Raw genomic sequence first — 12,156 nt, 5'->3', positions numbered from 1 at the left:
CCACTTATAATCTGTTTTGTTCCTTGCATTACTCTGCTTCTTCCAATCTCTTGCCATACATCTTCTCATAGTACTTGCGATACTCACCCGAGATGATGTCCTCCCACCAGCTCCTGTGGTCCAGGTACCACCTGACGGTCTTCTCCAAGCCGTCCGCAAACCTCGTCTCAGGCAACCACCCGAGTTCCCTGTGGATCTTCTCCGGGTCAATGGCATACCGTCGGTCATGCCCTTTGCGGTCCGTCACGTGCCTGATCAGCCCTTCGCTCTTGCCCAGTGCCCTGCAGATGAGCCTCACGATCTCTATGTTGCTCATCTCGTTGTGCCCGCCTATGTTGTATACCTCACCGGCCTTCCCTTCCCTGATGACCAGGTCGATGGCACGGCAGTGGTCCTCCACGTACAGCCAGTCCCTCACGTTCAGCCCGTCACCATAGACTGGCAACGGCTTGTCTTCCAGCGCATCGGCTATCATCAGGGGGATGAGCTTCTCGGGGAACTGGTAGGGCCCGTAGTTGTTGCTGCAGCGGCTGATGCTCACCGGCAGCCTGTAGGTCCTGTGGTAGGCTCCTGCCAGCAGATCCGCCCCGGCCTTGGAGGCTGAATAGGGCGAGCTGGCCTTCAGCGGCGTCGCCTCAGTAAAGAGCAGGTCCAGCCTGTCCAGCGGCAGGTCACCGTACACCTCGTCGGTGGACACCTGGTGGTACCGCTTCACCCCGTACTTCCTTGCCATGTCCAGCAGCACCTGCGTGCCCATCACGTTGGTAGTCAGGAAGATGCCCGGGTCCTCTATGGAGCGGTCCACGTGGCTCTCGGCCGCAAAGTTCACCACCATATCCGGCTTTTCCTCTGCGAACAGGGAATCCATGGCCTCCCTGTCGCAGATGTCGGCCTTCACGAACCGGAAGCATTCCTGCTTCATCGCCTCTTCCAACGTCGCAAGGTTCCCGGCATAGGTAAGCTTGTCCACGCAGACTATCCTGTCTTCAGGGTGCTGCTTCTGCTCATGGTAGATGAAATTGGCGCCTATGAACCCGGCACCTCCGGTTACAAGCAATGTCATGGTTTTGCTCCTTTCTCACGGCAATATCCGCTCTTATCACCATATCATATGACAAGGAAACAGCAAAGAGAAAAATAGCAGAGCCAGATGCTCATCTATCATCGGCTAAATTCTATGGCTGTGCATTCTTCCAGCGACCTAACTGCAAACCTTTGAAGTATCTTTTCATCTGTCCTCCCGGACTTCCCATATATGGCTATGAGGAAAGACTATCGTAAGCAACGATAGAATTATGAAAAACATATCAAGGACAGCGTAGTCAGACTTCCCGTACAGGGGATTCTGGTTCGTCTGCAGGCAGTTGACTGATCTGCTTCTCAAAAGCCTTATGACGATACATCGCATTATCAGCAAGAGAAAAAGCCTGATAAGGAGAAACAGTCTTTGAAGCAACTGCATAACCATGTGCAAGTACAATCTTCCCAGACGAAAAAAGTCTGTTTGATTCTTCAATATATGCATCAAGACAGGCAAAAAGCTGTTCAGCTTGTCCTATAGGAAATACGCCACAGATAGAACAGAATTCATCTCCACCGATACGGTAAGACTCTCCGACACCTTGGAATGTCTTTTTGATGCACGAAGCAGTCCTGCTGAGCCTTTCATCGCCGGAAAGATGCCCCAGATGGTCATTGACATTTTTCAGGTTGTTGAGATCGAAGACGAATATAGTTGCTTCCTTTCCTGACCGGTCAAGTTCCTGCATGTGCAATTCAAAGGACTTGCGATTCTTAAGTCCCGTCTGGACATCATACTTGAATTGTTGGTCGAGCAAAAAAATGTAAAGGATAAGCAAAGACAATGCAATGCTGCTCCATGTAATGAGCAATGATGAATAGAATATCTGGATGACAGCAGCAACCCATGGAAGCATAAAAATGGCACACAGCAGCAATTTATCACTCTTCGTCCGCTCTTCTTGTCCCGGAGCCAGCAGGAAGCAGAAAATGACAATTGAATAACCGATGCAGGCAATCGGCTCAATGATATAGAGCGGCCCCCTGACATACACACCGAATTCAAAGACTTCAAACAACCAGCCGGTCTGTATGCTCAGAAAACTTATGGCGACATTCAATATCACAGGTATTACGGCTAATCGCTTTACCGTATCTGACAATCTGCCAGCACCGACAAAAAGGAAAATAATATAGAAAAAGAGCAGGGAAAAGATAAAACCGAAAGCAATGAACAAGGCAATAGGCATGCGATAATATTCTTGCGGATGTCTTGCCATCAATGCCATGACAATTTCCATGAACAGCTGCAGACAAGTAAGGACGGCTGCACTAAGATAGTAAATGTTCTTATTATTCTGCAGTATGTGCCGATAGGCAAGACTCATAGTAAACAACAATGGAATGATTGAAAATAAATTGATAAAAAAAAGAGAGTCCATGTATTTTTCCTGATGTATCTTAGCCATTCAACCAAGGAATTATTATACAGGCAAATTTATCAATAATATGCATTCGAGTATAGTATCCTTCACTGTAAATAACGATTAAAAAACCATCCAATAAAACATATTCCCTTATCAGACAAGTCATAAAAAAACAATCTCTCATACAGGTAAGCTGGTATCCGGCGTCATATTATATATGGCTGTGCAGCAAAAGAATAAAACCAAGGCATTTATTCCCTGAATTGAACAGTCAGGAATTGCAAGACATCGGTCATTTACCTTGCTACCCGTACCATACGGCAGTACAACCAAATAGACTGCTGTACCGGTATTCCATCTTCCTTTCTCATTTGCAGACTCCTGCCATCCGATCATTCCACAGCCACTGTAATCGATCCTACGGACTTCTCTGCATTCTCTGTTGCCGTTTTCAGCCAAATTGTCTGTTCCGTCTACCTTGTATCAGCTGTCCTTCGGGCCATATGGTCACTCTTTTGACCTCAGCCCAAGACCGATGATACACCTGTCATACTAAAAAAATGAGCTGTCACATATGTGGCAACCCATATTACTATCCAAATTCCAATTAATCTGTCTTCATCCTTACGGAATTATTTTCATAGAAAAACGTTGAGACGGTATCAAAGCTACACTACTCCACGCTGAAACGCATCTAATGCATCACTTGTTCTCTGCCAGGTATTCCTTGTAGTAACCAAGATACATCTTGGAATTCCGTATCACACAGCCCGTAGGTTTCTTCGCCCTGATCAAATCACCGCATTTGCCGCAGGTTACGCAAGTCTTGGAAGCATCGATACGGCCATCGTGGATGATCTGATTGGGAAAAGCTGGATCAGCAAAGGACATCCGACCAAACAGCATGCCATCACATAATCCCTCTTCAATTGCACCGGCAGAATATAAATCAGAGAATTGACGCAGATAAGAAGGTGCAGAAGCCAAAATCTTCAAATCAGGCACAGCTTTCTTTATTTCCCCGATACCGTTGATCATCCTTGCTTCGCCTTCAAGAGGATGTTCATCAGGCACATACTTGCCCATATCAAAAGGCCTGGTCACATGGATGCTTACGTAAGGATTTCCCATGGTAAGGTCTACCAAGTTCAATCCATAGGTTTCATGCAGTGTCCTTACCAAGGAAATCGGTTCAGAGAAATCAGGCTTTTTGCCTTCGCCCTGCTTGACCCCGAATCCATAGGGCCACGCAAACCCGTCATAAATGCCAAGACGGGCAGTTACCATGAAATCCTTGTCTTCATAGACTTTTGCAGCGGAAATACCGTTGCGAAGCAATCGGGTCCTATTTTCCAAGGAACCACCATACAGCCCCGGCCTGTTGTAGGCAGAAAGAAGTTCTGCAAGCAGATATCCATGGCAGGATTTGATGTCGACGGCATCGAACCCGGCTTCCTTTGCAAGTTTGGAAGCTTCCCCGAATTTTTCTTCCAGACTTTCCAGATATGCATCCGACACGATGCAGGAATCATCTGCACCACGAAGCTTTTCATAGATAGGATGGCGGTATGCAATGAGAGGGGCAGCCTTGTCATTCGGATTGGAATAACGGCCGCTATGGTTTGCCTGCATGACCAGATAAGGAGCAAAGCCATTCGCCTTGATACCGGCTTCCTTGATCGTCCGGGTAAATTTCTTGTATGCCTCCAGATTGTTTTTATCCAGCATCAGCTGATGGGAACTGGAACGTCCTTCAGGAACAATCGAAATAGCCTCAAACCAAATGATTGCACTGCCGCCGATGGCTTCATTGACATAACGGGTAGTCGTAAGTTCGGACGGAGAACCGTCCTCATAGGAATCAGCCCCTTCCATGGGAGCTATACCCATACGATTCTGCAACGTCAATGTCCCATTGACCTTCAATGGAGTCTTCAGTATTGAAGTATCTTTTGCAAAGGGCAAATGTACAGACAACTTGTCTGCAGCCGCCAAGATATCTTCAACATTCTTGTAATGGAATTTTTCGTGTTTCATTCTAATACTCCTCATTCGTAATTCATCAGTACTGGAACAATGGAAAAACGCACTATCCATGTATGTTTCAGTCCGCTTATGCCGTAAAATCTTGTTTCCGGAACAATATGCTTCCGGTTATTTCTGATTACCAGATATTTCCGTCCTTTCGGAACCTTTGCCAGACAGTTTCAAAGAAATCATCTGCAGGAGGTATAGGCTTGACAGGACGCCAGCGGAAACGACAATGTCCGTTTTCATAGTATGTTTCCTGGACCTGTGACGACAGCCCGCCGTCATCAAGGATAAATCGGAATTTTTCCGGTAGGTTATCATATGGAAGCATACCTTTATCATCGGTGTACAAGGCACTGCCCCGGCTCTTTCCCCCATTGTGACAGTAATCGACCATGGCATTCAGATACACATACTGGCTCAGCAGGACATCCCGCAAGGAAAAGACCTTGGATAGCTTCGGCAGAGGGGCCTTGACCCGCTCCTTGAAATGTTCCAGTTCATCTTTGATTTCACCTATGGCAGCCTGCATCGCTTCCTTATCTCGTATAGCCGCTCCCACATGGCTCATTCTTGCCGTTGCACGGTTCCAGCAATCAGTTACCGTATCAATATCTCCTGAAGCAGCAATGCCAAGTTCAATCATTTCAGACATGCTGCTGCCGTTATGTTCCATGAAACTTCCAACGGAAAGAGGTTCTTCACTGCATCGTACAGCAATAAACTGTGCAGCCCTCAATGAACCTACTTGTCCAGCATTCAATGCACTGCCTCCCGGGCGATAAATGCCATGGGTAGCGCAGACCTCCCCTGCTGCGAAAAAATGACCGATATTGGTCTGCCACCAGCTGTCAACGGCAAGTCCTCCATTGTTGTGCTGTGCACAGAGGGCAACTTCAAGCGGTTGCCTTGAAAGGTCAACCCCACGTGAAGCATAGAAATCCAAAGCCGGTGCGTTCATCTTGCCAAGACGTTCCACAGGCGTGCCGAAACAGACTCCAGCTTTCTCAAGATATGCACGGGCCTCAGCAGACAGCAAAGAAAAATCAACGGGGACATTACCGGGATTTGACCGGAAATCAAGGAAAACCCTCCGGCCTCTGAGCGTTTCCTGATAGACAAGGAGATCAATCAAGGAAGAACCTTCAATCTTCCGGACATCAAACGGCCATTGGTAGCCCTTCAGGAAAATCCTTGTAAGCATATCACCTTTATCGGTAAAGCAACCAGAAAGGAATTCCTTTTCATCCCCACCATGCTCATCAGTGGAAATGAAACGGGGAAGAACCTGCATATAGGTCCCCGAAACATTCCAACGAGGCTTGACTGAAGCAATCCCATACTGCCATTCGGTAAGATTACGTCCTGCAACACCGGCTTCAAATGCGATGCCGGTTGCACCGTGCTGACTGAACGGATATACGCTGTCAGCATACATGCCGGCAGGTCCTCCTGTCGCATAGAGAAGATTGGTACAGTCAAAGGCAACGAACCCCACGCGGGATGTATCAGACACATCAAGACAAAGGACTCCTTCCACTTTGCCACCGTAGACAAAAATCCTCACGACAAGCAAACCATCAAAGATCCTGATGTGTCTGTCACGTACCGTCTTTTCAAGACACTCAGTCATAACCTTGGAAGTATAAGGTCCGACACTTGTCGCCCGCTGCCGGGGGTCATGGTCGGTCTTATATCCGATGAACTCCCCATAACGGTTACGGGGAAAGGGAACACCAAGATCTACCAGATGCATGAAGCACTGTGTCGAAAGTGCCGCTTCGCACAAAGCAATATCACCGTCGATGCAACCACCTTTGAACAAATCAGAAGCCATTGCACGGACACTGTCACCTTGTTCGCCTGACAATGTCAGTTTGTAATAAGTCTGTTTGTCTGAACCGGTATTTCTTGAAGTACCGGAACCGACATGCTCGCTGACAATTGCTATATCATGCTGACCCGACCCATACAGGCGGTCGGCAGCATTGAAACCAGCCGCCCCGGTCCCAATGATAAGAGTATTGAGTGTGTATACAGGAATTTCATACTTCCCTGCATGTACCGTGCATCTTGTCACAATAGCTCCTTTACAAACCTGTACATCACAGATGTCGGATATGAAATCCACCGTCAATATCTATATAATTTCCGGTTGTATACAGAAATTTCTCGCTTGCCAAGGCAGAAACTGCATTGGCAACATCCTCGGGAGTACCCCAACGTGCAATCGGGAATGCTCCGGAGGCAAACAAAGCATCATATTTTTCCTTGACGCCGCTGGTCATATCGGTTGCAATGACACCCGGCCGTACTTCATGGACCAGTATGCCTTCACGGGCCAGCCTGTCCGCATAAAGCGTCGTAAGCATGGAAACTCCGGCCTTGGAAACACAATATTCCCCCCTGTTTGTCGAAGAAACTACAGCTGAGCAGGAAGACACATTTATGATGGTACCACGTCTGTTGCCGAATGCTTTCTGCTTCAGCATCTGCTTGGCTACCAATTGGGTCAGGAACATGGTTGCCTTGGTGTTGATCCCGATCACCCTGTCAAAGCTTTCTTCGCTCATCTCAAGCAAATCAGTCCTGGATAACGGAGCCACACCGGCATTGTTGACCAAAAGATGCACACCGCCGAATCTCTCAACCGTACGGCCAAGCAACCGTTGGCGGTCTTCCCGGCTGTCAATACTTCCCTGTACATAGAGCCAAGGCGTTCCCTGCCCGGACAGGACAGCAAGATTTTCTTGGTTCTTTTCCTCTGTACTCCTGGCAATGATGGCAATATTATAACCATCAAGGCCAAGTTGCCTGGCAATGGCAAAACCGATACCTTTGCTGCCGCCGGTAACGATAGCTGTTTTTTTCATACGTCCGTTTCTCCATCTATCATTTTATTTCAAAATCCATGCATCCTACTGCCATCCATCAGGATCGTATGCCATAGGATATATGGTTTATTTTCAATTGCAAACGTTTGCAACAGAAATATCAAATCAAAGGTTTCCACATCCATACCTGTATCCATTACCTGGAACAGGCCGGATTTTAGAAATACCTTCAGGGCAATCCTGTCAGGTAGAACTGCGGATGATTATATCAGTAGGAAGGATATCCACCAGAGGTTCATCCATCTTGCCGTATTTCCGCCGGTAATTTATCTGATGTATCAGACGTTTTGCGGCCAAGGCCCCTATCCTATACAGCGGCTGTGATACTGTCGAAAGTGGTGGTTCAGCCAATGAACTGATCTCGACATTATCGAATCCCAATACTGCTATTTCCTTAGGAATCAATATATGTTCATCGTGCAAGGCCCTTTGGATGATCAGGGCCCGTTGGTCATTGCTGGCAAAAATCGCATCAGGCCTGGCTGAAGACCTGACAAGCTTCTGGGTATAATAGTACAAGCTGTTCAGATCCTGTGTCTCCTGTATGACCAGCCGGGGATCAAATGGAATATCATGGACCGCAAGGGCCTGCTTATAGCCTTCAAAACGATCAGTATATACAGCGAGGTCACTACGTCCCTGGGCAAAGGCAATCTTCTTCCGTCCTGTCCGTATAAGGTACTGGGTTGCATCAAAAGCGGCCTTGACATTGTCAATGAGAACAGCATCCATGTTTTCACCGTAGTATCTGCAGGCAAGGACAACGGGAAAGCCCGATTCATGCAACTGCACGATATGCGTTGAATCTGCCATCATGGAAGCAACGACAAACCCTTCAATCCAATGTGTACGTAACTTCGTGATATATGACTGTTCTATGGTGCAATCCTCATCCGTATTGCAAAGGATGACGATAAAACCATATTTCCTTGCTATATCCTCAACACCACGTACGATATCCGGATAAATCATATTCTGGATGCTTGGGATCATGAGTGCAATTGTATTGCTGGTACCGGTTTTGAGGCTTTTGGCAAGTTCATTGGGCACATAGCCAAGTCTTTTGGCCGTTTCAAAGACCCTTTGCCGTGTTTTTTCCTGTACGCACTGTTTGTCGGCCAATACGCGCGACACAGTACTTATCGATACTCCTGCAGCTTCAGCGACAACCTTAAGGTTTGTTATTTTATCACTCATTCTTCAAGTTCCATCCGTATAAATATCTATACCCTTTGCAAAGAGTTGCGAAACCCTTTAACTCCATGGAGATTGTAACTTCAAAGTAGGGATATACACAATCCATAATACCAATTTCCAATTATATATTTCCTCTCATCCCTGCAGAAAATGTCTATGCATGCAATTCAAAATATGCCATGCTGCAATTCTCCAACAATCACAGCAAGCATACAGAAGGGAATGCAATACAAAGAACAGAAATACTGCACAAGTAATCTATGCCTCCTTCGCCTATGGGACATTGTACCGGCAACAATTTATCAAGCACCCAGATATGCTTTCTTGACCGTATCTGAGGAAAGCAACTCTTTCCCAGTCCCGCTGATTTTTATTTCTCCGTTTTCAAGTACATAGGCACGGTCGGCAATGCTCAAGGCTTTCTTGGCATTCTGTTCAACCAGCACAATCGTAATACCGCTATCACGGATTTGCCTGATGATATCAAAAACCTGGTTTACGATCAGAGGTGCAAGCCCCAGACTCGGTTCATCAAGCAAAAGCAATTTGGGTTTGCTCATCAATCCCCGGCTTATGGCCAACATCTGCTGTTCTCCTCCGCTCAGTGTCCCTGCATACTGCCTTTTTCTCTCTTCAAGTATAGGAAACAGACTATACTGATGTTTCAGCAAGGTACCTAATTCCCCTTTGCTTGACTGATAGCCCCCCACAAGCAAATTATCCTGAATTGACAATCCAGAGAAAGTCTTTCTGCCTTCAGGAACCTGCACGATTCCCATTTTGACAACTTTGCAAGGCTTTCTCGGAACATCTTTCTTTTCAAATCGGATAGCCCCGGAAACAGGATGGATCAAGGAAGAAATACTGTTGAGCAATGAAGTCTTTCCTGCACCGTTTGAGCCGATTATGCTGACTATCTCACCCTGATTTGCTTCAAGCGATACATTATTCAGGGCTTGGATATATCCATACCAAACATTGACATCCTTTATTGACAATTGGACCATCTTTACTCCTCCTTTCCCAGATAGGCTTCAATGACGGCCGGATTGTCCTTGATTTCCGAAGGTGTACCGACTGCAATGGTTGAACCAAAATTCTGTACATGGACAAATTGGGATATACTCAAGACCAATTCAAGCCGATGCTCGATCAACAATACAATAAGCTTATGACGCTGGGAAAGTTCCAGGATCAGGCTGGTAAGGTCAGTAACTTCCGTAGGATTGAGACCTGCTGCAGGTTCATCAAGTAACAATACCTTTGGTTTTGAAGCCAAGGCCCTGGCTATCTCCAGTCTTCTCTGCAATCCATATGGAAGGTTTTCCGGCATCTCTTTGAGATAGTCCTTCAAGCCGACATCAACCAGATAGCTTTCACAGAGTTCTTTTCCTGCTTTTTCTTCCCTCAGTCGTGTTTTTGTCGGGAAAATTCCCCCAAACAGTCCGTAGGAAGAACGGGGATCATTGGCACACATGACATTCTGAAGGACTGAAAGTCCCTTGAACAGACGGATGTTCTGAAATGTCCTGCCTATGCCGTACCGTGCGACCTTATACTGGTCAAGTGCCGTAAGGTTCTTGTCATCCAGCATGATGCTGCCGTTCTCCGGAGGATATACACCGGAAATCACATTGAAAATCGTGGTTTTTCCGGCACCGTTCGGTCCTATGATACCGTGGATCTCCCCTGACTTGGCTGTCAAGGAAAAATCAATGACGGCATGCACCCCACCGAAACTCTTGTCAATGTCCTTTACTTGCAATACTGACATACACGTATTCCCCCATCAATTCTTCATCGGTTTTTTTGTCGGCATACTGCCTGTCACATCATCTGTCCTGTGAAAAAGTGACTTGATGTTCCTTGGCGTCAATTCCCAAGTATTCAATAGCCCTGAAGGCTTGAAGTTGAGAATCAGCAGGACAAGGGCAGCATAGAAAATACTGCGGTAATCAGACAGGAAGCGCAGGGCTTCCGGCAAACCGGTCAATATGATTGTCGCAAGTATCGATCCTGTCAGACTTCCTGAACCACCGAAGAAGACCATGATGACCCAGTCGGCGCTTTTCTTCCAACCGAACAGTGAAGGGTCAACATACGTCGTATAGAAAGCATAAAGACACCCGCTGTATGCCGTAACTGCCACAGAAAACAGGAAAACAACCATTTTTATCCAAGGGACATTGATGCCCATTGCCTTGGCTGCAAGCTCATCACAGCGTATGGCACTGCACTGGCGTCCAAACTTTGAATTCTTGAACATGGCAACCATTGCAATGATTACGATGGTAGAAATCAACACCATAGGAAATGTCGTAATAGCAGGAATACCTACGAATCCGGATGCACCTCCGGTCAACTTGGTAGCCTTGTTCAGCAAAGCCGCAACAGCTTCCCCGAAACCCAACGTAGCCAAGGAAATATAATCTCTCCGGAGCCTTACCGTCGGCATGCCGATAAGCCACCCGACTCCAACTGACAGTGCAACGGCAACGATGCATGCAAGAGGAAAAGCCATCCCGACTTTTGTTACCAGCAAACCGCTGGCATAGGCTCCTATAGCCATGAAAGCTGCCTGCCCAAGACTGAACATACCAGTCATTCCGGTCAAAAGATATACACCTACGACAGAAATCATCGTAATCAATGTCGTAGTAAGAATAGTCAACATATAAGCCATTTCAGTTTCTCCTCACGCCTTTTCCTGAATATTGCTTCCTGAAATGCCTTGCGGGCGAACAAGGAGAAATATCAACATTACTGAGAATGTCAGTGCGGGAGCATACCCGGAACCGACAGTATGAATCAGGAGCGTTTCCAGCAAACCAAGGAAGACTGCTCCGATGATTGCACCGGGCAAGCTACCCAGGCCACCGATGACGGAAGCAATGAATCCCTTGACGACCAAGGAACCAAGTGTAGGATACAAGGTATAGTTGATACCAAGGAAAACGCCGGCAAGGCCTGCCAAGGCTCCTGACACAAAAAATGTAATCAGAATTACAGATTCGACATTGATTCCCATCAGACTTGCTGTATCTCTGTCGAAGCTGACGCTCCTGATGGCCCGTCCTTGCTTTGTATAACGGATAATATACCACAACAAAAGCAAAGCCATGGTACTGAAACAAAACATCATTGCATCACTCTTTGAAATAATTATGTTTCCTATATTGATTGTTGCAACTTTAAAAAAACGTGGATAATTATAGAAATTTGCACCGACTTTCAGTGTCACGATTCCTTCCAGCAAGGTGCCCAGCGTAATTGAGGATACAAAGAAGTAAATATGGGAAGAATGGTTTGCTATGATCCGCTTGAAGGCAATGAATTCGCCTCCGATACCGATCACCCCACCGGCAATCATGGAAATCAAAATGGTAGGAAACAGCCCAAAACCTTTTCCTGCTGCCAGGAAATAACCGACAAAAGCTCCACAGGTCATCATTGCGCCATGAGCAAAGTTTGAGAACTTGAGAACATTGAAAATCAATGCAAAGCCCGTTGCAATCAAGGCATAGACAGAACCCAATGCCAGGCCATTGATTATTATTTGTAAAGACATATGATCAAATCTCCAGAGG

11 protein-coding genes are annotated in these 12,156 nt (G+C 46.6%); all 11 read right to left on the bottom strand.

The features are described from left to right. Positions 1-28 precede the first annotated feature (28 nt). The 11 genes from rfbB to LKE40_13170 all read right to left on the bottom strand — a co-directional run bounded on the left by rfbB (position 29) and on the right by LKE40_13170 (position 12,137). On the bottom strand, positions 29-1,063 hold the full coding sequence (gene rfbB / locus LKE40_13220) for a dTDP-glucose 4,6-dehydratase (protein ID MCH3918391.1): 1,035 nt from the start codon (positions 1,061-1,063) through the stop codon (positions 29-31). A 259-nt stretch (positions 1,064-1,322) separates the two neighbouring features. After that, a complete protein-coding gene (locus tag LKE40_13215) occupies positions 1,323-2,489 on the bottom strand; it encodes a diguanylate cyclase (GenBank protein ID MCH3918390.1) in 1,167 nt (388 codons plus the stop codon). 138 nt (positions 2,490-2,627) lie between these two features. After that, positions 2,628-2,906: a hypothetical protein gene (locus tag LKE40_13210; GenBank protein ID MCH3918389.1), complete on the bottom strand. Its 279-nt coding sequence runs from the start codon at positions 2,904-2,906 to the stop codon at positions 2,628-2,630. A 243-nt stretch (positions 2,907-3,149) separates the two neighbouring features. Beyond that, positions 3,150-4,484: a flavin oxidoreductase/NADH oxidase gene (locus tag LKE40_13205; protein MCH3918388.1), complete on the bottom strand. Its 1,335-nt coding sequence runs from the start codon at positions 4,482-4,484 to the stop codon at positions 3,150-3,152. Positions 4,485-4,611: 127 nt separating this feature from the next. Next, positions 4,612-6,558: an FAD-binding protein gene (locus LKE40_13200; GenBank protein MCH3918387.1), complete on the bottom strand. Its 1,947-nt coding sequence runs from the start codon at positions 6,556-6,558 to the stop codon at positions 4,612-4,614. 25 nt (positions 6,559-6,583) lie between these two features. After that, positions 6,584-7,351: a 3-ketoacyl-ACP reductase gene (locus tag LKE40_13195; GenBank protein MCH3918386.1), complete on the bottom strand. Its 768-nt coding sequence runs from the start codon at positions 7,349-7,351 to the stop codon at positions 6,584-6,586. A gap of 204 nt (positions 7,352-7,555) precedes the next feature. Then, positions 7,556-8,569 (bottom strand): LacI family transcriptional regulator, encoded by a 1,014-nt coding sequence (locus tag LKE40_13190; protein ID MCH3918385.1) that lies wholly within the window; start codon positions 8,567-8,569, stop codon positions 7,556-7,558. 302 nt (positions 8,570-8,871) lie between these two features. Beyond that, positions 8,872-9,576, bottom strand: coding sequence for an ABC transporter ATP-binding protein (locus LKE40_13185; GenBank protein ID MCH3918384.1), 705 nt, complete (start codon positions 9,574-9,576; stop codon positions 8,872-8,874). Positions 9,577-9,578: 2 nt separating this feature from the next. Beyond that, entirely contained in the window at positions 9,579-10,343 is a 765-nt protein-coding gene (locus tag LKE40_13180; protein ID MCH3918383.1) for an ABC transporter ATP-binding protein, read from the bottom strand. Between the two features lie 15 nt (positions 10,344-10,358). Beyond that, complete coding sequence (locus tag LKE40_13175) at positions 10,359-11,252, bottom strand: branched-chain amino acid ABC transporter permease (protein MCH3918382.1); 894 nt, start codon at positions 11,250-11,252, stop codon at positions 10,359-10,361. Between the two features lie 12 nt (positions 11,253-11,264). After that, complete coding sequence (locus LKE40_13170) at positions 11,265-12,137, bottom strand: branched-chain amino acid ABC transporter permease (GenBank protein ID MCH3918381.1); 873 nt, start codon at positions 12,135-12,137, stop codon at positions 11,265-11,267. Positions 12,138-12,156 lie beyond the last annotated feature (19 nt).

It is taken from the genome of Spirochaetia bacterium, from assembly GCA_022482625.1.
In the GTDB taxonomy this organism is placed as follows: Bacteria; Spirochaetota; Spirochaetia; order Sphaerochaetales; family Sphaerochaetaceae; genus Pleomorphochaeta.
This window is presented reverse-complemented; position numbering and strand designations above follow the sequence as displayed.

Bases quoted from the DNA above. Each gene is read 5' to 3' on its own strand.
- rfbB (MCH3918391.1), bottom strand. From the start codon at position 1,063: ATGACATTGCTTGTAACCGGAGGTGCCGGGTTCATAGGCGCCAATTTC.
- LKE40_13215 (MCH3918390.1), bottom strand. From the start codon at position 2,489: ATGGCTAAGATACATCAGGAAAAATACATGGACTCTCTTTTTTTTATC.
- LKE40_13205 (MCH3918388.1), bottom strand. From the start codon at position 4,484: ATGAAACACGAAAAATTCCATTACAAGAATGTTGAAGATATCTTGGCG.
- LKE40_13195 (MCH3918386.1), bottom strand. From the start codon at position 7,351: ATGAAAAAAACAGCTATCGTTACCGGCGGCAGCAAAGGTATCGGTTTT.
- LKE40_13190 (MCH3918385.1), bottom strand. From the start codon at position 8,569: ATGAGTGATAAAATAACAAACCTTAAGGTTGTCGCTGAAGCTGCAGGA.
- LKE40_13185 (MCH3918384.1), bottom strand. From the start codon at position 9,576: ATGGTCCAATTGTCAATAAAGGATGTCAATGTTTGGTATGGATATATC.
- LKE40_13180 (MCH3918383.1), bottom strand. From the start codon at position 10,343: ATGTCAGTATTGCAAGTAAAGGACATTGACAAGAGTTTCGGTGGGGTG.
- LKE40_13175 (MCH3918382.1), bottom strand. From the start codon at position 11,252: ATGGCTTATATGTTGACTATTCTTACTACGACATTGATTACGATGATT.
- LKE40_13170 (MCH3918381.1), bottom strand. From the start codon at position 12,137: ATGTCTTTACAAATAATAATCAATGGCCTGGCATTGGGTTCTGTCTAT.